At 68.3% G+C, this 18,922-nt stretch carries 16 protein-coding genes; 6 read left to right on the plus strand and 10 right to left on the minus strand.

Annotation, left to right across the window (positions count from 1 at the left end):
* Window positions 1-38 precede the first annotated feature (38 nt).
* The 3 genes from C1704_RS05465 to C1704_RS05475 are packed head-to-tail and all read right to left on the minus strand — an operon-like array spanning window position 39 to window position 2,361.
* A complete protein-coding gene (locus C1704_RS05465; RefSeq protein ID WP_104301738.1) occupies window positions 39-1,316 on the minus strand; it encodes a TRAP transporter large permease in 1,278 nt (425 codons plus the stop codon).
* The gene (locus tag C1704_RS05470) at window positions 1,313-1,825 is read right to left on the minus strand and encodes a TRAP transporter small permease (protein WP_104301739.1); all 513 of its coding nucleotides are present in this window, start codon (window positions 1,823-1,825) and stop codon (window positions 1,313-1,315) included. Before C1704_RS05470 ends, C1704_RS05465 begins: the two co-directional genes overlap by 4 nt.
* Window positions 1,822-2,361: a gluconokinase gene (locus C1704_RS05475; RefSeq protein WP_245876388.1), complete on the minus strand. Its 540-nt coding sequence runs from the start codon at window positions 2,359-2,361 to the stop codon at window positions 1,822-1,824. The genes C1704_RS05470 and C1704_RS05475 overlap by 4 nt, the downstream gene beginning before the upstream one ends.
* 151 nt (window positions 2,362-2,512) lie before the next feature.
* On the opposite strand from C1704_RS05475, the gene gntR reads away from it, so the two are divergent.
* Complete coding sequence (gntR, locus tag C1704_RS05480) at window positions 2,513-3,538, plus strand: HTH-type transcriptional regulator GntR (RefSeq protein WP_104301740.1); 1,026 nt, start codon at window positions 2,513-2,515, stop codon at window positions 3,536-3,538.
* 89 nt (window positions 3,539-3,627) lie between these two features.
* On the plus strand, window positions 3,628-5,259 hold the full coding sequence (locus tag C1704_RS05485; RefSeq protein ID WP_104301741.1) for a GGDEF domain-containing protein: 1,632 nt from the start codon (window positions 3,628-3,630) through the stop codon (window positions 5,257-5,259).
* A 7-nt stretch (window positions 5,260-5,266) separates the two neighbouring features.
* On the opposite strand, the gene ftsH is transcribed toward C1704_RS05485, so the two are convergent.
* The 4 genes from ftsH to C1704_RS05505 all read right to left on the minus strand — a co-directional run bounded on the left by ftsH (window position 5,267) and on the right by C1704_RS05505 (window position 10,878).
* Window positions 5,267-7,096: an ATP-dependent zinc metalloprotease FtsH gene (ftsH, locus tag C1704_RS05490; protein ID WP_104301742.1), complete on the minus strand. Its 1,830-nt coding sequence runs from the start codon at window positions 7,094-7,096 to the stop codon at window positions 5,267-5,269.
* 90 nt (window positions 7,097-7,186) lie between these two features.
* Entirely contained in the window at window positions 7,187-8,059 is an 873-nt protein-coding gene (locus tag C1704_RS05495; protein WP_104301743.1) for a phosphate/phosphite/phosphonate ABC transporter substrate-binding protein, read from the minus strand.
* A gap of 22 nt (window positions 8,060-8,081) precedes the next feature.
* Window positions 8,082-9,983 carry an ATP-binding protein gene (locus tag C1704_RS05500; protein WP_104301744.1) on the minus strand — a complete coding sequence of 634 codons (1,902 nt, stop codon included), beginning with the start codon at window positions 9,981-9,983 and terminating at the stop codon, window positions 8,082-8,084.
* 136 nt (window positions 9,984-10,119) lie between these two features.
* Window positions 10,120-10,878, minus strand: coding sequence for an MHYT domain-containing protein (locus tag C1704_RS05505; RefSeq protein WP_104301745.1), 759 nt, complete (start codon window positions 10,876-10,878; stop codon window positions 10,120-10,122).
* 161 nt (window positions 10,879-11,039) lie between these two features.
* On the opposite strand from C1704_RS05505, the gene C1704_RS05510 reads away from it, so the two are divergent.
* On the plus strand, window positions 11,040-13,085 hold the full coding sequence (locus C1704_RS05510) for an NADPH-dependent 2,4-dienoyl-CoA reductase (RefSeq protein WP_104301746.1): 2,046 nt from the start codon (window positions 11,040-11,042) through the stop codon (window positions 13,083-13,085).
* 124 nt (window positions 13,086-13,209) lie between these two features.
* Here the strand turns inward: C1704_RS05510 and C1704_RS05515 are convergent, their stop codons facing one another.
* On the minus strand, window positions 13,210-14,631 hold the full coding sequence (locus tag C1704_RS05515) for an APC family permease (RefSeq protein ID WP_104301747.1): 1,422 nt from the start codon (window positions 14,629-14,631) through the stop codon (window positions 13,210-13,212).
* Between the two features lie 268 nt (window positions 14,632-14,899).
* Here C1704_RS05515 and hpaR point away from each other — a divergent pair, with 268 nt between their 5' ends.
* Window positions 14,900-15,391 carry a homoprotocatechuate degradation operon regulator HpaR gene (gene hpaR / locus C1704_RS05520; protein WP_104301748.1) on the plus strand — a complete coding sequence of 164 codons (492 nt, stop codon included), beginning with the start codon at window positions 14,900-14,902 and terminating at the stop codon, window positions 15,389-15,391.
* A gap of 11 nt (window positions 15,392-15,402) precedes the next feature.
* Here hpaR and C1704_RS05525 read toward each other — a convergent pair whose 3' ends face one another.
* Window positions 15,403-16,275 carry a pirin family protein gene (locus C1704_RS05525; protein ID WP_104301749.1) on the minus strand — a complete coding sequence of 291 codons (873 nt, stop codon included), beginning with the start codon at window positions 16,273-16,275 and terminating at the stop codon, window positions 15,403-15,405.
* A gap of 34 nt (window positions 16,276-16,309) precedes the next feature.
* Complete coding sequence (locus tag C1704_RS05530; RefSeq protein WP_104301750.1) at window positions 16,310-16,909, minus strand: FMN-dependent NADH-azoreductase; 600 nt, start codon at window positions 16,907-16,909, stop codon at window positions 16,310-16,312.
* A 111-nt stretch (window positions 16,910-17,020) separates the two neighbouring features.
* On the opposite strand from C1704_RS05530, the gene C1704_RS05535 reads away from it, so the two are divergent.
* Window positions 17,021-17,983: a LysR family transcriptional regulator gene (locus tag C1704_RS05535; protein ID WP_104301751.1), complete on the plus strand. Its 963-nt coding sequence runs from the start codon at window positions 17,021-17,023 to the stop codon at window positions 17,981-17,983.
* Between the two features lie 170 nt (window positions 17,984-18,153).
* Window positions 18,154-18,717, plus strand: coding sequence for an alkyl hydroperoxide reductase subunit C (gene ahpC, locus C1704_RS05540; protein WP_104301752.1), 564 nt, complete (start codon window positions 18,154-18,156; stop codon window positions 18,715-18,717).
* Window positions 18,718-18,922 lie beyond the last annotated feature (205 nt).

Raw genomic sequence — 18,922 nt, forward strand, 5'->3', positions numbered from 1 at the left:
GAAAGGGTCGAAAACGCGACCGGGGTCGCCAGGAAAATTCAGCTCAGCCATCGCAGCGGCGTGAGCACGATCTGGGGAAAGAGGATCACGAGCAGCAGCAGTGCGAAGTACACCCCCAGGAAGGGCATCACGCCGCGCACGACGGGTTCCATGCGCAGGCGGCCCACGCCAGCCACGACGTTGAGCACGGTGCCCACGGGGGGCGTGAGCAGGCCCAGGCTGCCCACGAAGATGAACACGAAGCCGAAGTAGACCGGGTCGATGCCGGCACGGGCGGCCAGCGGGGCGAGCACCGGGCCGAGGATGAGGATGGTGGGCGTGAGGTCCATCACCATGCCGATGGCGAGCAGGAACAGCGCCACCACCAGCATGAAGAGCACGCGATGCTCCAGCAGCGGGCCGAAGCTGCGCGCCAGATCGCCGGGCAGGTCGGCCAGGGTGATCATGTAGGAGGCCGCGGTGGCTGCGCCGCACAGGAACATCACGACGCCGGTGGTCTTGGAGGCCGCCACGAAGACCTGGTAAATGCCCGCAGGCTTGAGTTCGCGGTACACCAGCGTGGCCACCAGCAGGGCGTAGACGGCGGCCACCACGGCGGCCTCGGTGGGCGTGAACAAGCCGAAGCGCAGGCCACCGATGATGATGACCGGCAGCATCAGGGCCCACAGGCTGCGGGCGAGAGCGCGGCGGCGCTCGCTCCAGGGGGCCTTCTCGGCCACCGGCAGCACGGCCTTGCCGGAGATACGCCGCCACACCAGCACCAGGGCGGCGGCCATCAGGATCCCGGGGACGATGCCGGCCAGGAAGAGCTTGCTGATCGAGGTGTTGGTGGTCACGCCATAGATGACCATGGGCATCGACGGCGGGATGATGGGCGCGATGATGCCGCCCGAGGCAATCAGCCCGGCGCTGGAGCCATCGGGGTAGTTGTGCTTGCGCATCATCGGCAGCAGCAGCGTGGCCAGGGCGGCGGTGTCGGCGATGGCCGAGCCGCTCATCGACGCCAGCATCACCGAGGCGGCAATGGCGACATAGCCCAGACCGCCCTGGATGTGGCCCACGAACACGCGTGCCAGGTCGATGATGCGCCGGCTCAGGCCCCCGGCGTTCATCAGCTCGCCGGCCAGGATGAAGAAGGGCACGGCCAGCAGCGGGAAGCTGTCGAAGCCGGCCTGCACGTTCTGCGCCAGCAGCTGGGCGTCGAAGAAGTCCAGGTGGACCATCAGCGCGAGCGCCGTGAGCATCAACGCAAAGGCGATGGGCACGCCGATCGTCATGCTGGCGAACAAGACGGCCAGGAAGATGGCGATGGTCATGCCGGCTCCTGCGTCGTTTCACCGTGGCGCAGGGCGCGCACGCACTCGATGACCAGCAGAACGGCCATGCAGCCCCCCATCACCAGGGTGCCGGCCGCGGCCAGCGCCAGCGGGTAGTTCATCACCGGGCTGCGAGAGTTCATGCCTGCCAGCACCTGCTGCCACGAGCCTGTGACGAGGTAGTACAGCGCCACGCCGATGAGCGCACGCGTCAGCCATCGGCACAGCGTGGCCGGCAGTCCGCGCAGGCGACTGGTCACCATGTCGAAGCCCAGATGTTTGCCTTCGGCCAGGGCCAGGATGGCGCCAATGCACACCAGCCAGACGAACAGCAGGCGCGACAACTCCTCGGAGATGGCCAGGCCCGTGTTGAAGAAGTAGCGCAGCACCACGTTGAGGAAGACGGCGAGCACCATCCCCAGCAGGCTCAGCGCCATGGCGGCCTCCGCCAGGCGGCGCAGGGCGGTGAAGGCCCAGTGGGACGATGCGGGAGCGGGGGCCGGGTTCATGCGGCGGTCTCCAAGGGGGCGCGCAGCCAGGCGAGAACCTGGTCGCGCAACTGGTCCAGCGGGGCGGTGGCGTCCAGGCGCAGCACGCCCGGCTCTCCCACGGGCGACTCGAGCGTGGCGAACTGGCTGGCCACCAGGCTGGGCGGAAAGAGGTGACCGGACCGGGCCGCCACCCGTTCGCGGGCGGTGGGTTCGTCCAGATCGAGGAAGGCGAAGCGCAGGTCCGGCCGGGCCGATCGCAGCTGGTCACGGTAGCGCTGTCTGAGGGCCGAGCAGGTCAGCACGGCGCCTTGGGGGCGGTCGGCGAGCATCTGACCCAGCCGCGCCAGCCAGCCCTCCCGGTCCGCATCGGTGAGGGGCGTGCCGGCACGCATCTTGTCCACACTTTCAGGGGCGTGGTAGTCGTCGCCTTCGAGCAACGGCCAGCCCAGGGCGTCGGCGCAGGCGCGGCCCAGGCTGGACTTGCCACAGCCCGCCACTCCCATCACCACCAGCGCGGCATGGAGGGATGGGCTTGATTTGGTAGCGCTATCCATAAAGACTGAACGGAGGGGATGGAACCAGCGAGATCGGAGGTTTGGGGGCTGGCGGCCAGGGTGCCGCCAACAAAGGAAAGGAAGACTTGTCGGTGAAACTTGGTAGCGCTATCCTAGCCGACGATCAAACACCTTCACTCAGGGATAACCCTTGGAATCCTCCCCGCGCAAGCGCCGCTCCAGTGGCCGCGTCACTTTGCAGGATGTGGCCCGCGAGGCCGAGGTCAGCCCCATCACCGCCTCGCGGGCCCTGCGGCAGGAGCGTGGCGTCGCGCCCGAGCTGGTGGCGCGCGTGCAGGCGGCCGTGCAGCGCCTGGGCTACGTGCCCGACCCCGCAGCGCGGGCGCTGGCCTCGCAGCGCAGCACCCAGGTCCCGGTGCTGGTGCCGATGCTGTCGAACGCCTTGTTTGTCGATCTGCTGGAGGCTGTCCACCGGGTGCTGTTCCCGGCGGGCTACCAGCCGCTGATCGGCGTGACGCACTACGACGCTCTGGAGGAGGAGCAGCTGCTGCGCAGCTACCTCGCGCACCGGCCGGCCGGGCTGCTGGTCACGGGCTTCGACCGCACCGAGGCCGCCCGGCGGCTCATCGCCGCCAGCGGGGTGCCTTGTGTGCACCTGATGGAAACCACCGACGCGCCTGGCGTGTACTGCGTGGGCTTCTCGCAGACCGACGCGGGAGCCGACCTGACCCGCCACCTCCTGTCGCGCGGACGCCGGCGTGTGGCCTTCATCGCGGCTCAGCTGGATCCACGCACCATGCAGCGGGCCGAAGGCTATCGACGGGCCTTGCGGGAAGCCGGCTGCTACGACCCGGCGCTGGAACTGCTCAGCCCCGAGCGATCCTCGATCGCCCTGGGTGCGCGCCTGCTGGAGCAGCTGCTGCGCCTGCGTCCCGATGCCGATGCCGTCTTCTTCAACAACGACGACCTCGCCCAGGGCGGGCTGCTGGCCGCCCAGCGGCTGGGCGTGTCGGTCCCGGCCCAGCTGGCCGTGGCCGGCTTCAATGATCTGGCGGGCAGCGACCAGATGCTGCCGGCGTTGACGACGGTGCGCACGCCGCGCTCGCAGGTGGGCGCGGAAGGTGCCCGCATGCTGCTGCAACTGGTGCGTGGCGAAAGCCCCCCCCGGCATTGTGTGCGCCTGGGCTACGAAGTGATCGTGCGCAGTAGCACCTGAACGCCACTTTCCCGCACACTTCAGGCCCTGAGCGGTGTTGCTGTGACCCGGCCCTCAAGCCGGGCGCCACCGCGCCGATACCTGAAGTGATGACCGAGACGGCCCTTTCCGATCCCCTGTCGCCCCACGAACTGGAGTCCTTGCTGACCCGGGCCCACCACGCCCTGGAAGCCGGGCGTCCGGATCGCGCACGTGTGCTGGCCCAGCGCGCACTGGTGGGGGCCGAAGCCTGCCAGCACCGCCCCAGCGAGGCACAGGCTCTGGCTTGCCTGGCCTACTGTGACTGGCTGGCGTCGCGCTTTCGGCGGGCGCATGGCACCAGCCAGCGGGCCGCCCATCTCTACCAGATGCTCGGCGACGGGCCGGGCGAGTCGGGCGCGCTGTCCACCCTGGCCTGTTCAGCCAGTGTGCTGGGCCGCCATGAAGAGGCCGTCGAGGCCGCCCTGCTGGCCGTGCGGCTGGTCGAGGCGCTGCCGCCGGGGCCACAGCGGGTGGTGGCCAGCAATGCGCTCGGGCAGGCCTATGCCTGGAGTCGCAGCTTCGACCAGGCCGCCGAAGCCTTCGAGCAGGCCGAGCAACTGGCTGCGCGCGCCGATCCGCCCGTCTCACCGCTGCAGATCCTGCTGCAGCGCACGCATGCCGAAGCCCTGAGGCTGGGGTTCGAGCGCTTCTTCAAGGGATGTCTGCCCGACACCTCCCGCTTCGAAAGCCTGCTGGCGCGCTGCGTGCAGCAGGCGCATCTGTCCGGTGCGGAGGGCGTGCAGCCCGGCCTGCTGGCGACCCACCGGGCCTTGCTGTCGATGTTCGCCAGTCTCGAAGCCTGCTGGCGTGGCGAGGCTCACCTGGCCCAGCGTGAACTGGCCCAGGCGCGCCGCTGGTCGGACGAACTGGCCGGGCAGACCTGGCTGCAGGTGCTGGAGCTGTGGCTGGAGTGTGAACTCGCCTGGGACCAGTCCCGCCTGGGCCATGCAGTGCAGTGTGCGGCGCTGATGGTGGACACCGCGATCGAGGTCGAGCATGAACAGCTGGCCTGCGTTGGGCACCTGCTGCTGGCCCAGCTGCACGAGTTCCAGGGCGATGCCCGTGGCGCTCTGGAGGACCTGAAGCTGCTGCGCCGACGCGAAGAGTTGATTCGCGCTGAAAGCCTGGAAAGCCGCTCGCGTGTGGTGAAGTGGCAGATCGAGCTGCGCGAGCACGAGCAGACGCTGCAGCAGCTCGAAGCCTCGTCGCAACAGCTGGAGCGCTTGTCGCTGGAGGATGCGCTCACCGGCATCGCCAACCGACGACACTTCGAGCTGCGCATGAGCGAGCGCCTGCGCAGCCGAGCGCATGCGGCCCGGCCGGCCTCGATCGCGCTCATCGACGTGGACCATTTCAAGCAGGTCAATGACGGCCACTCCCACCAGGTGGGCGATCAGGTGCTGTGCGCCATCGCGCGCATCCTTTCCAGCCACGTGCGCGAGAACGATCTGCCTGCGCGTCTGGCCGGTGACGAGTTCGTGGTTGCCTTCCTCGATTCCGACGAGCGCGTGGCGCGGCAGGTGTGTGACCGCATCGAGGCGGCCGTGATGGCCCACGATTGGCACAGCCTGTCGCCGGGTCTGCGGGTGAGCATCAGCGTGGGCGTGTCACAGGCGCGTCCTGGCGACACGGTGGCGCAGGCCATGCACCGCGCCGACGCGGCCATGTACGCGGCCAAGCAGCAAAGGCGCAGGGCCTGAGGCGGCCTCAGGGGCGGGGCGCCGGGTCGGTGGGCGCCGGCAGCAAGGCGCGCAGTTCGGGCTCGGTGAGGGTTTCCTGCGCCAGCAGGGCCTGGGCGCCGCGCTCCAGCGGTTCACGCAGGCGGGTGAGGATCTCCACGCTGTGGCGGAAGGCCGCTTCCACGAGGCGTCGCGTCGCCACATCGATCTCCCGCGCGGTGGCTTCGGCAAAGTCACGACGTGCACCGGCCGTGCCCTCTGCGTGCAGGAAAGTGGGCCGCTCAGCTTCGTACACCACCGGTCCGAGCGTCTCGTCCATGCCGTATCGCATCACGATGCTGCGGGCGATGTCGGTCACGCGCGCGAGGTCGTCCGCCGCGCCGGTGGACAGCTCGCCGAAGATGAGATGCTCGGCCGCGCGGCCGCCCAGCAGCACCGCCATCTTGTGCTCCAGCTCGGTGCGCGTCATCAGGTAGCGGTCTTCGATCGGGCGCTGCAGTGTGTAGCCCAGGGTGCCGATGCCGCGCGGGATGATGGAGATCTTCTGCACCGGATCCTGGCCCGGCAGGCTCATCGCCACCAGGGCGTGGCCCATCTCATGGTGCGCCACCACCTCGCGCTCCTTTGGGTTGAGCAGCCGGTTGCGCTTTTCCAGGCCGGCCACGATGCGCTCGATGGCGGCCGTGAAGTCGTCCATCGTCACGGCATCGCGCTCATGGCGCGTGGCGTGCAGAGCAGCTTCGTTGCACAGGTTGGCCAGGTCGGCGCCCGAGAAACCGGGCGTCAGCGCGGCCACCTGGGCCAGGTCCAGCCCCGGGGCCACCTTGATCTTGCGCATGTGCACGTTCAGGATCTGCACGCGCCCCACGCGGTCCGGGCGGTCCACCAGCACCTGGCGGTCGAAGCGGCCGGCGCGCAGCAAGGCCGGGTCCAGGGTTTCGGGCCGGTTGGTGGCGGCCAGCAACACCAGGCCCGAACGCGGGTCGAAGCCGTCGAGTTCGGCCAGCAGCTGGTTCAGCGTCTGTTCCTTTTCGTCATGCCCGCCCCAGGGCAGGCCGGTGCGTGCACGGCCCAGCGCGTCGATCTCGTCGATGAAGATGATGGCTGGTGCCTTCTTGCGCGCCTCCTCGAAGAGGTCGCGCACGCGCGCGGCACCCACGCCCACGAACATCTCCACGAACTCCGAGCCATTGATCGAGAAGAAGGGCACACCCGCCTCGCCAGCCACCGCACGGGCGAGCAGGGTCTTGCCCGTGCCCGGCGGGCCCACCAGCAGCACCCCCTTGGGGATGCGCGCGCCCAGGCGGCCATACTTCTGAGGGTCTTTCAGGAAGCCCACGATCTCCTGCAACTCGGCCTTGGCCTCGTCCACGCCGGCCACGTCATTGAAGTCCACCTTCGTGTCGGCCTCGACGTACACCTTGGCCTTGCTCTTGCCCAGAGGCATCAGGCCCGAGCCCAGTCCGCCGCGTTCCTGCAGTTTGCGGATGAGATAGAACCACACGCCCAGGAAGAGCAGCATGGGCAGCACCCAGCCCAGCACGTCCTTCAGCAGCGTGCTTTCCACCACGCCGGTGTAGCGCACGTCATGCTGGCTCAACAGGTCGGCCAGTTCGGGCTCCACACGGTTGGTGACGAAGCGCGTGCGGCCATCGGCCAAGGGTCGTTTGAGCGTCCCGCGGATGGCCGTGCTGGTGATGGCGATCTCTTCCACATTGCCCGCCTTCAGCTCACGCACGAATTCGCTGTAGGGCAAGGGCTGCACCGTGCGGTGCTGCGTCCACAGGCTCTGCAGGAAGAGCACGCCCACCAGGGCGATCAGGAAGTAGGTGATGTTGAACGGGTGCTTCGGGTCCATCGGCGCGGCGTGACGGGGGGATGCCCGCATTGTGGGCGCGTGGGCACGCTGCCGGGCAGCGAATGCCGGCCATGCTTGACAAGGGTCAAGTCACGAGCCTGGCCGTGCGCCCTCGTTCATCAGCCTGCGCGCCACCTGCACATAGGCCTGCAGGTCGGCCAGGGCGGCCGGGTCCAGCGTGTGGTGGCGGGTGTTGGCCGCGGTGCTGGGGGCGTTGGTGTCGGGTTGGAAGGCGAGCAGTGCACTGCTCAGGGCCCGTCGGTCGGCAAGGGGAAGGGTGGGGGCGGCCACGAACACAGGGCCAGGGATGTTGCGCAGTTCCACCAGCCGCCGGTGGTCGATCGGCGTGTCGGCACTCAGCCCGCGCAGCTGCGCTTCGCCGGCGGCCACGGCGGCCACCTCATCACGGGCCAGGGCGTGCAGCGCGCTGCTGATGGTGGGCTGCACGGACACCCGCACAGCCTGCGGGCCGGTGCCGAGTTCCAGCCCTTGCTCGCCCAGCCAGCGCAGGGCCACACTGGCCACGAGGGACAGGGCATCCAGCGTGCCGATGGAGCGGCCGCGCAGGTCGGCGGCGGTGTGCACCGGGCCGTCCTTGCGCACGAGGATGAGCACCTGCGTGGCCGCGAGAGTGCCCGACAGGGGCTGGTAGCCCCAGTCGCTCAGGGCGAGGGCGGCCAGATGAGCGGGCAGCATGACGGCGTCGAAGGCATGGCCACGGGTGTCTTCAGCCAGAGCGCGGAAGTCGCGCGCGGTGTAGAACTGGACCGGCCGCGCCAGATGGGTTTCGAGGTGTTCGCGCAAGGGCCGGAACTGCAGCATCAGCCGCGGGGCGGGCAGGTAGGGCGCCAGGCCGATGCGCAGCGGGCTGCCCTGGGCCCGGGTGAGCGAAGGCCAGGCCTGCAGCGCCAGGGCCGCACAGAGGGACTGCAACCAGAAGCGGCGATGCGGTGCGTTCAGCATGGGGTGAGCTCCCTGCAAGGCTTCAGGTGTCCAGGAGCAGGTGGTCGAGCTGGGCGATCAGCGCCGGCACGTCCATGGGCTTGGTGAGGTAGGCCGCGAACCCGGCCTCACGGCCGCGTTCGATGTCGCGCGGCATGGCGTTGGCGCTGAGCGCCACCAGCGGGATGTGGCCGGTCTGCGGGTCGGCGCGCAGGCGCCGGCACAGTTCCAGCCCGTCCATGCCGGGCAGGTCGATGTCGATCACCACGAGATCCGGCCGGTGGGCGCGCACCAGGGCCAGGCCGGTGACGCCGTCTCCGGCCGTGAGCAGCTCGATGCCGGGCCGCAGTCCCAGCACCTGGCGGAACACGGCCACGTTGGAGGGGTTGTCTTCCACATACACGACGGTGCGGGTGCGCCGTGGGACGACGGCGGGGGCCTCGTGGGCAACCAGAGCAGCAGGCACGGCGGGCGCCGGTGCCGAGGCCCCGGCCAGTTCGAAGCGGAAGCACGAGCCCACACCGGGCTGGGAGTGCACACTGAGCTGGCCCCCCATGGCTTCCACCAGGCGTTTGGTGATGAGCAGCCCGATGCCTGTACCCTCGATCCCCTCACCGGGCGCGACGAAGCGCGTGAACGGCTCGAACAGCCGTTCGATCTGGTCGGCTGACAGGCCGCGGCCCGTATCGGTGATGGACACCGCCACGCGACCATCGGCACCGGCCTCGAGTCGGGCGGTCACTTCGCCCTGCGGGCGGTTGTACTTCACGGCATTGGACAGCAGGTTGTCCATCACCTGGCGTGTGCGCGTGCGGTCGGCATGCACCCAGCATGGCGCCGGCAGGGCCAGGTCGGCCTGGAGCTTCACCCCCTTGCGCCGGGCCACCGGCTCGGCAGCCTGCAACGCCTGACGCAGCAACTCGGCCAGGTCCACGCTTTCGAGCGAGACGCTCATGTGGCCCGACTCGATACGCGCCAGGTCGAGCACCTCGTTGATCATCTCCAGCAGGTGCCAGCCGGCCGCCTCGATGTGGCGCAGCGGTTCGGCCGCGTGGACTGGCAGGTCCTGCGAGCGAGCGCGCAGCACCTGGGCAAATCCGAGGATCGCATTGAGCGGGGTGCGCAGTTCGTGGCTCATGCGCGAAAGGAAATCGGACTTCGCCCGGTTCGCCTGCTCGGCCGCATCACGTGCGGCCTCGAGTTCCGCCGTGCGCCGGGCCACTCGTTCCTCAAGCCGGGCATTGAGGTTTTCCAGCTCGTCCACCAGCGAGCGCTGGCGCCTTTCACTGTCTTCCAGGGCCTGCAGTCGATCCTGCAGCGCTTCGGTCATCTGGTTGAAGGCCTCGGCCAGCTGGCGCAGTTCGCTCGGCCCGGTCCCGGAGGGAATGCGGCCAACGGCATCGCCCTTTGCCAATTGCCGGCTGGCTTGCGCGAGCGCCCGCAGGTGGGCTGTCAGCCAGGTCGTGAGGCCCACCATCAGGATCAGGCCCACGCCCAGCACCAGAGCGCCGATGAGCAGACTGTTGCGCGTCACCTTGTACAGCGCGGCGTTCAGCCCCTCGGTGTGCACGCCGAAGCGGACCTGCCCATAGGTCTGGCCTTCAAGTTCGAGCGTGGCTTCGGTGGCCGTGGTGCCGTTGTCACCTGCAGGCCGGGACGTGGCCGCCACGATACGACCTTCCGCATCGAGCACTTCCAGGAAGGCCAGCCCGTGCGAAGAAACGCTCTGGCGCGCCACCTCGTTCACCGCCGCATGGTCGCGTGCGGCCATGAGCGGGGCCAGCGCTGCCACCAGCAAGGGGCGAGCCACGTCGAGCTGTCGGTCGAACTGCTCCTGCAGGGCCGCCTTCATGGCCGATTGCGCCCCCCACAGCAAAAGCACCGACATCAGCACCAGGGTGGCAGCGCTGGCGAGGATCAGCTGGGCGCGTAGCGTTCGGGGCATGCGGCGGGCGACGGGTGCCCCATGATACCGTTGCAGCCCCGTATCCTTCAGGCCTCAGACCCGCTCGGGCAGCCCGAGCGGCCTTCGGGCCACTTGGTGAAGCCCATGCCTGAGCACGGGGTGCGGCTGGGTGCCTTTACCGCGCAGCGCGAGCAGCTTCCGCGGGCGCCAGACGCTGCATGAGTCGATCGAAGAGGATCAGGGCCACCGCAGTCAGCGCCACCAGCGTCACGGTCAGCGGCAGCTCAAGCGGATGCAGGGTGCCGGGGGGAACCGCCGATCGGTCGGCCACCGTGCAGACCACCGTGGCGGCTGACATGCCGGTGTAGTGCATGGCGCCCACGGCGCCCGCCATGACCACCGAGGCACTGAGACGAGAAACCAGGCTGCGCACGTGAAAGGCCAGCCACAAGGCCGCCGTGGCGGCGAAGACGGCCACGGCGATCGAGGCCCCGACGCGCGCGAAATCCCACTCCAGGTAGCCGCCGAAACGCATCCCATACATCCCCAGGTAGTGCATCAGGGCCACACCCAGCCCGGCCAGGGGGCCGGCCACCGCCAGGCGGCGCCAGGTGAAGGGGGCTGAGGCGATGTAGCCCAGCGCAGCGGCGGACACCACGGCCGCCGCCAGCAGCGACACGGCGGTCTCCCAGAGGCCATAGCCCACCCCGATGGGCAGGCGGTAGGCCAGCATGCCGATGAAGTGCAAGGCCCAGATGCCCACACCCCCCAGGGCGACGCCGGTCACGAACAGATTGAACCAGCTCAGCCGCCCATCCCGGGTGCGGATGGAGGGCGCGGTCGACAGGGCGGCGAAAGCTCCGAGGGTCGAGACGGCAAAGGACAGGGCCACCAGGCCGAGATCCCATTGGGCAGTTATGACTTCATAGTTCAATTTTGATACTCATCGGTTGCTGCGTAACCGAAATGTATCTAATTTATACAAAGCCGTCATGCTGACATGGGCATGCGGGAAAACATCACGATCGAGGGGTGCCTATTTTCGAACGATCGTTCGATAATTCGTGGTCATGCCCCGTCCGGGAGGAGTCCGCCTTGAGCGTCACCACGTCCGCCTATCCCCACCTGCTTCAGCCCCTGGATCTGGGCTTCACCACCCTGCGCAACCGCGTGCTGATGGGGTCCATGCACACGGGCCTGGAGGACGGGCGGCAGTTCGACAAGCTCGCGGCCTACTTTGCCGAGCGGGCGCGCGGCGAGGTGGGGCTCATCGTGACCGGCGGTTTTGCGCCGAATGTGGAAGGCTGGGCCAAGCCCTTCGCAGGCCGGCTGGCCACGCACGGCGCGGCCAGGCGCCATCGCGAGGTGACCGCAGCCGTGCACGCCGAGGGCGGCAAGATCGCGCTGCAGATCCTGCACACCGGCCGCTATGCCTACCACCCGCTGGCGGTGGCGCCCTCGCGGTTGAAGTCGCCGATCTCGCCCTTCACCCCGCGTGAGCTCAGCGCGCGCGGGGTGGAGCGCCAGATCCGCGCCTTCGTGCGTTGCACCGTGCTGGCCCGCGAGGCGGGCTACGATGGCGTGGAAATCATGGGCAGCGAGGGCTACTTCATCAACCAGTTCCTCGCCGCGGCCACCAACCACCGGGATGACGAGTGGGGCGGCCCTTATGAGAACCGCATGCGACTGGCGGTGGAGATCGTGCAGCGTTGTCGCGAGGCGGTGGGGCCCGACTTCATCCTGGTCTACCGCCTGTCGATGCTCGACCTCGTGCCGGGCGGCAGCACCTGGGACGAGGTGGTGCAGCTCGCGCAGGCGGTCGAACGCGCGGGCGCCACGATCATCAACACCGGCATCGGCTGGCACGAAGCGCGCATTCCCACCATTGCCACGAGCGTGCCGCGCGGTGCCTTCGCCTGGGTGACGAAGAAGCTGCGCGGTGCGGTGAAGCTGCCGCTGGTCACCACCAACCGCATCAACACACCCGAGGTGGCCGAGCAGATCCTGGCCGACGGCTGCGCCGACATGGTGTCGATGGCCCGGCCGCTGCTGGCCGATGCCGAGTTCGTGAAGAAGGCGCGCGAGGGCCGGGCCGACGAGATCAACACCTGCATCGCCTGCAACCAGGCCTGCCTGGACCACGTCTTCGTCAACAAGCTCAGCAGCTGCCTCGTCAACCCGCGTGCCTGCCGCGAGACCGAACTCGTGATCCGCCCCACACCGGCGCGCAGGCGGGTGGCCGTGGTGGGCGCCGGCCCGGCGGGGCTGTCGGCGGCCACCACCCTGGCCGAGCGCGGCCACGAGGTGGATCTTTTCGAGGCTGCCGGCGAGATCGGTGGCCAGCTCAACCTGGCCAAGGTCGTGCCGGGCAAGGAGGAGTTCCACGAGATGCTGCGCTACTTCCGCCGCCGCGTGGAGCTCACCGGTGTGCGCCTGCATCTGAACACCGTGGTGAACGTCGACACCCTGGCCGGGGCTGGCTATGACGACGTGCTGCTGGCCACCGGCGTGCGCCCGCGCGACCCGCGCATCCCCGGGCAGGACCACGCCAAGGTGCTGAGCTACATCGACGTGCTGCGCCACGGTGCCATCGTGGGGCGGCGGGTGGCCATCGTGGGGGCCGGAGGCATCGGCTTCGACGTGGCCGAGCACCTGGTGCACGACGGGCATTCGCCCACGCTGAATCTTTCCGAGTGGCTGGAGGAGTGGGGGGTCGGTGATCCGGCGCAGGCCCGCGGGGGCGTGGAAGGCGTGCAGCCCCGCGTGTCGCCGCCGGCCCGCGAGGTCACCCTGCTGCAGCGCCGCGCCGGCAAGCTGGGCGAACGCCTGGGCAAGACCACCGGCTGGATCCACCGCACCACGCTCAAGCACAAGGGCGTGCGCATGATCGGCGGGGTGAACTACGAGCGCATCGACGACCGCGGCCTGCTCATCAGCCATGGCGAAAAGCGCGAAAACCCGACCTGGCTGGAGGTGGACCACATCGTGCTGTGTGCCGGCCAGGAGCCGCTGCGTGAACTGGTGGACCCCTTGCGGGCGGCGGGCATGCGCGTGCATCTCATCGGGGGCGCCGACGAGGCGGCCGAACTGGACGCCAAGCGCGCCATCGACCAGGGCACGCGTCTGGCTGCGGCCCTCTGAGCCTCAGTGCACCGAAGCCTCTTGAGCGCCTGGGTGATCGTCCAGGCGTGCCGCGTCTTGTGCGCCCCACGCCCGATGGGCCCCGGCGGCCCGTAGTGGCTTCAATGGCTCGTTGAAAAGGGCTTCATGGCTGTGATCCTTCGTCCCGGGGGCGGCGCATCAGCGCCACCAGCACCACACCGATGCCCAGCACCACCACGCTGATCCAGGCCGCGTTCCACCCGCCCAGCGTCTGGCTGTTCACGTACGACAAGGCCGACCACAGCATGTAGGCGCACACCAGACAGAAGATGGCTGGCAGCACCGGGTACAGTGGCACCTTGAAGGGGCGCTCGGCCTGCGGCTCGCGGACGCGCAGCACGAAAAGCGAAATGCCGCTGAGCAGGAAGAAGAGCCAGAACACCGGGGCGGTGAACTCCACCATGGCCTTGAAGCCACCGCCCGCCCAGACGCCGATGGCAATCAGCAGCAATGACACGACACACTGCAGGCGCAGCGCATGCAGCGGGGCGCCGCGTTGCTGGTCCCAGTCGGCCAGCCAGCGCAGGGCGTGCCAGTCCCGGCCCAGGGCATAGCTGGTGCGGGCCCCCACGATCATGGTGGCATTGATGGAGGTGAGTGCCGCCACGGCCACCATGAGCGAGATGATCAGTTCACCCGTGGGCCCGAAGCTCACCTTCAGCAGATCGGCCGCCACGGCATTGGACTTGGCCATGCCCTCCAGCCCCAGACCCTGCCAGTAGGCCCACACCACGGCCAGGTACAGGCCGGTGATGATGAGGATGGACAGCACCAGGGCCTTGACGGTGTTGCGGCGCTTGTCCCGCACCTCGGCGCTGATGTAGGCCGCTTCGTTCCAGCCGCCATAGGCCAGCAGCACGAAGACCATGGCCAGGCCGAACATCGCCAGCGAGGGCGTGTGCGGGGCGGCCGGCTCGGCTGCCGCGGCAGCGCCGTTGCCCGCCGGCAGGGTGAGGGCTGCCACGATGATGAGGCCGAGCCCCAGGATCTCCAGCGCCGTGAGCCACACCTGAGTGGACGACATCGCCTTCACGCCGCGCAGGTGGATGTGCGAGAGCACCAGCACCGAGGCCGCGGCATACACGGCCGAACTGGCGGGGGCGCTGAGATAGGGCAGGGGCAGCACCGCGGTCATGTAGTCGCCGAACACGAAGGCCAGCAGGGCGATCGAGCCGGTGGTGATGACCGACAGACGCGCCCAGCCGAACAGCAGGGACATGGAGCGCCCATAGGCGCGCTGCAGGTAGTGGTAGTCGCCGCCGGCATGCGGGTAGGCCGTGGCCAGTTCGGCGTAGCACAGCGCGCCGATCAAGGAAGCCAGCCCGCCCAGCACCCAGGCGAAGAACATCCAGGACACATCGCCGGTCATGCCGGCCACCAGCGAGGGTGCCTTGAAGATGCCGGCGCCGATCACCACGCCGACGATGATCGCAATGGCCTCGCGCAGGCGAAGCACCTCTCCCGGCCCTGCGGCAACTGGCGTACCGGTGGCCAGCGGTGTGGTGGTGGGGGGGATGGCGCTCATGACCGACCTCCGATGCAGGCTGTGAAGACGCTCGAGTCGGGGCGGGTCGCTTCGGTCATGGGCATCCTTGGCAAGTGAATCGACATCGCGGCAGGGGCTGCGCGGCCAAATTCTGTCCGACTGGATCGCTCAAGGGAAGTTTCTCAGCCCAGTGCGCAAAGCGCGCATGCTGCGCTGCCGCATGCCTTGTGAAGTATTTGTTTATAACCATGAGGCATCCTTAGAATATGTGAAACACTTGCTTCACCTTCCTCTCCCAAGGATGACCATGCCTCCCGCCATTGCCCACCGCAACCTGCCCGATGCCTTGCTGCGTGCCCGCGAGTCGGTGATGCGCTACTTCCGGCCCAACCTCAAGCTGGCCGGTGTGACCGAGCAGCAGTGGCGGGTGATCCGGGTGCTGTCGGACCGGGGCGAGCTGGAGATCGGTCAGATCGCGGAAGCCGCCTGCATCCCAGGCCCCAGCCTCACCGGCGTGCTGGAGCGCATGGAGCGCGATGACTGGGTGCGGCGTTTTCGCATCTCCACCGATCAGCGCAAGGTGATCGTCGAGCTCACGCCCAAGGCCAAGCGCCTGGTGCAGCGCATGCTGGACCGCATCGACGAGCGCTACAAGGCCATCGAGTCACAGCTGGGCGCGCAAGCCCTGGATGAATTGCACGGCTTGCTCGAGAAGGTGATGGCCCTGCCCGATCCCAGCGCCGAAGCGCCGGTGAAGCTGCCGGTGCGGCGCAAGGCCGCACCCAAGGTCGCGGCCTGACGGGGGGCGCCTCAGGCGCCGAAGCGGCCGGCGCGGAAGTCTTCCACGGCCTGGAAGATTTCCTGTTGCGTGTTCATCACGAAGGGACCGTACTGCACGATGGGCTCGTTCAGCGGCCGCCCGGCGATGAGCAGGGCACGGCTGTCGGGTCCGGCCTGCAGCGCTACGCCGTCGCCCTCATTGCGCAGGATGGCCATGCGTCCGGCCGGCACCTCAGTCGCGTTCACGGCCACCTGGCCGCGGTACACATAGACAAAGGCATTGTGTTCGGCTGGCAGCGGCTGCGCGAAGCGCGTGCCCGCCGCGAGGTGCAGGTCGAGGTACAGCGGCTGCGTGGCCTCGCGCTGTACGGCGCCGCTCACGCCCTGGCTCTCGCCGGCGATCACGCGCACCGTCAGCCCTGGGGCCGTGAACTCGGGGATCTCGGCGCTCTGGATGTCGCGGTACCAAGGTGCGCTCATCTTGTCGCGCGCCGGCAGGTTCAGCCAAAGCTGAAAGCCTTCCATGCGACCTTCCTCCTGCTCGGGCAGCTCGGAGTGGATCACCCCGCGCCCGGCGGTCATCCACTGCACGCCGCCGTTCTGCAGCAGGCCTTCGTGGCCTGCACTGTCGCGGTGGCGCATGCGCCCGGCGATCATGTAGGTCACCGTCTCGAAGCCGCGGTGCGGATGGTCGGGGAAGCCGCCGATGTAGTCATCGGGGTTGTCGGTGCCAAAGGCATCCAGCATCAGGAAGGGGTCGAGGCGGCGCTGCAGCGGCTGCGTGAGCACCCGTGTGAGCTTCACACCTGCCCCGTCGGAGGTGGCCATGCCCGCCACCAGCCGCTCGACGCTGCGCGGGTGCTCGACCCCATCCTGACGGTGGGCGGTGAGGGTGGCGGTCATGGTGTTCTCCTTGTGACATCACATGAGGCGAGTGTCAGGCCAGCGCGGCCTCGATCTCGGCCTGGGCCGCAGCCAGCCCCTTTCGTTCGGCCTCCGGGCCCATGGCCAGGCCTTCGGCGTAGATGAAGCGCACGTCGGTCATGCCCAGAAAGCCCAGGGTGGTCTTCAGGTAAGGGACCTGGCTGTCGGACGGCTGGTTGCGATAGATGCCGCCGCGCGTCAGCACCACATAGACCGTCTTGTTCTTCAGCAGGCCTTCGGGGCCATTCTCGGTGTACTGAAAGGTGACCTTGGCGCGGGCGATGGCATCGATCCAGTTTTTCAGCTGGGCCGACACACCGAAGTTGTACATCGGCACGCCCAGCACCACCACATCGGCCGCCTGGATCTCGGCGATCAGCGCATCGTCCAGGGCCACGCGGGCCGCCTGCTCGGGCGTGCGCTGCTCGGCGGGCGTGAAGAGGGCCCCCAGGGCCGCCTCGTCCAGCACGGGGTGGGGATTGCGGGCCAGGTCACGCACGGTCAGGCGGGCCCCCGGTTGGGCTGCCATCAGGCGCTCGACCAGGGCGCTGGCCAGGCGAGTGGAGTGCGAGCCATCGACGCGGGCGCTGGAGTTGACTTGCAGGATGTTCATGGTCGTGTCCGGGAGAAGAGTTGCAATGAAGCGAACTCTAGTTGTCCCAAATGGCATGAGGAAGATAATCTAATGGATAAGATTGATCCATTTTTGGAACAGTGAGGCGTTATGAAGCTGCAAGCCGATGATCTGCTGCTGTTCGCCCGGGTGGCCGACGAGGGCAGTTTCAGCCGGGCGGCCGAGCGGGTGGGTCTGCCCAAGTCCACCGTCTCGCGCCGGCTGGCCGCGCTGGAAGCCGACCTGGGCGAGCGCCTGTTGCTGCGCACCACGCGCAAGCTCACCCTTACGGACTTCGGCCACCACGTGCTGGCTCATGCCCGCCAGGTGGCCGACGAGGTGGAGGCGGCGGCCTCGCTGGCCCAGCACCGCCAGGTGGAGCCGAGCGGGCGTCTGCGGGTGTCCATGCCTGGAGACTTCGCCAACCTCGTCCTGAGCCAGTTGCTGGCCGACTTCATTGCCCGCCATCCGGCCATCACGCTGGAGGTGGACATCACCCCGCGGCGCGTGGACCTCATTGGCGAGAACTTCGATCTTGCCATCCGCATGGGTGATCTGGCCGACGATGCCTCACTGACAGCGCGCCGACTGGCCGTGCTGTCGGTGGGCTTGTACGCCTCGCCGGCCTACATCGCCCGGCAGGGCAACCCGTCCGAGCCGGAGGCCCTGATGGAGCACGAGGCCCTGCGCCTGCTCACCCGCACCGGCGAGCCGGCGCCTTGGGTGCTCACCCGTGGCGAGGTGCACTGGGAGGGCATCCCGCCTGGGCGGGCCACGATCAACTCCCCCGAACTCCTGATGCGCCTGGCTCGCGCCGGGGCTGGCATTGCCGCCGTGCCCGACCATTTCGCCGAGCCCTACGTGCGCAGCGGCGAACTGCAGCCCCTGCTCGCCGACTGGCGTTTGCCCGCCACCGTGGCCTGGGCGGTGTTCCCCGGGCGGCGGCTCATGCCGGCGCGCACCCGTGCACTGCTCGACGCCTTGGCGGCCCTCTTCACGGGCGAGGCCTGCCAGGCTGTCGATGTGCGGGTGCAGCAGATGCTCAAGCCCTGGCGAAACGGTGCCAGCTCCTGAAATTCCTGAACCAATCAGTGCATGTTGGAATCAAATGGGAGCAAAAAAAGGTGCAAAGCCTATCAATAGGCGTAAACAATCAAGACTATTGATTGATTGCATGCGCAAAATGCTGCAATGCACCTACCATACGGGTTATCCCTTCCCTTCATGACTCACAAGGAGCACATATGTCCCTGATCAACACGCAAGTCCAGCCGTTCAAGGCCCAGGCTTTCCACAACGGCAAGTTCATCGAGGTCACCGAGGCGTCGCTGAAGGGCAAGTGGTCCGTGCTGATCTTCATGCCGGCCGCGTTCACCTTCAACTGCCCCACGGAAGTGGAAGACGCCGCCGATCACTACGACACCTTCAAGTCGCTGGGTGCCGAGGTCTACATCGTCACCACCGACACGCACTTCTCGCACAAGGTGTGGCATGAAACCTCCCCCGCCGTGGGCAAGGCCAAGTTCCCGCTGGTGGGCGACCCCACCCACACCCTGACCAACGCCTTCGGCGTGCACATCCCCGAGGAAGGCCTGGCCCTGCGCGGCACCTTCATCATCAACCCCGAGGGTGTGATCAAGACCGCCGAGATCCACGACAACGCCATCGCCCGCGATGTGAAGGAAACCCTGCGCAAGCTGCAGGCCGCCCAGTACGTGGCCGCCAACCCCGGCCAGGTCTGCCCGGCCAAGTGGCAACAGGGCGCCAAGACCATCGCCCCGTCGCTGGACCTGGTCGGCAAGATCTGATCGATCTTCCATGTTGAAGCTCAGGGCCGGCGTGATGCCGGCCTGTGAAGCTCCTCGGGTGGGCGCCTTGCCCACCCAGGCCCGCCGAACACCGGAATTCGGGCCTCGCTGACAGCATCGCTGCCTTCTCGTGGCGCTCGGTGCTGTCAACGGGGTCGGAACGACCACGCCTGTAATGCACCGGATGGATACGAAGAAGGAAGCC

This window comes from Caldimonas caldifontis (assembly GCF_002930615.1).
In the GTDB taxonomy this organism is placed as follows: Bacteria; Pseudomonadota; Gammaproteobacteria; order Burkholderiales; family Burkholderiaceae_C; genus Caldimonas; species Caldimonas caldifontis.

Coding starts and splice junctions, on each gene's coding strand:
- C1704_RS05470 (WP_104301739.1), bottom strand. CDS start 1,825: ATGAACCCGGCCCCCGCTCCCGCATCGTCCCACTGGGCCTTCACCGCC.
- hpaR (WP_104301748.1), top strand. CDS start 14,900: ATGCCTCCCGCCATTGCCCACCGCAACCTGCCCGATGCCTTGCTGCGT.
- C1704_RS05535 (WP_104301751.1), top strand. CDS start 17,021: ATGAAGCTGCAAGCCGATGATCTGCTGCTGTTCGCCCGGGTGGCCGAC.
- C1704_RS05515 (WP_104301747.1), bottom strand. CDS start 14,631: ATGAGCGCCATCCCCCCCACCACCACACCGCTGGCCACCGGTACGCCA.
- C1704_RS05500 (WP_104301744.1), bottom strand. CDS start 9,983: ATGCCCCGAACGCTACGCGCCCAGCTGATCCTCGCCAGCGCTGCCACC.
- C1704_RS05465 (WP_104301738.1), bottom strand. CDS start 1,316: ATGACCATCGCCATCTTCCTGGCCGTCTTGTTCGCCAGCATGACGATC.
- C1704_RS05530 (WP_104301750.1), bottom strand. CDS start 16,909: ATGAACATCCTGCAAGTCAACTCCAGCGCCCGCGTCGATGGCTCGCAC.
- C1704_RS05495 (WP_104301743.1), bottom strand. CDS start 8,059: ATGCTGAACGCACCGCATCGCCGCTTCTGGTTGCAGTCCCTCTGTGCG.
- ahpC (WP_104301752.1), top strand. CDS start 18,154: ATGTCCCTGATCAACACGCAAGTCCAGCCGTTCAAGGCCCAGGCTTTC.
- ftsH (WP_104301742.1), bottom strand. CDS start 7,096: ATGGACCCGAAGCACCCGTTCAACATCACCTACTTCCTGATCGCCCTG.
- C1704_RS05475 (WP_245876388.1), bottom strand. CDS start 2,361: ATGGATAGCGCTACCAAATCAAGCCCATCCCTCCATGCCGCGCTGGTG.
- C1704_RS05525 (WP_104301749.1), bottom strand. CDS start 16,275: ATGACCGCCACCCTCACCGCCCACCGTCAGGATGGGGTCGAGCACCCG.
- C1704_RS05485 (WP_104301741.1), top strand. CDS start 3,628: ATGACCGAGACGGCCCTTTCCGATCCCCTGTCGCCCCACGAACTGGAG.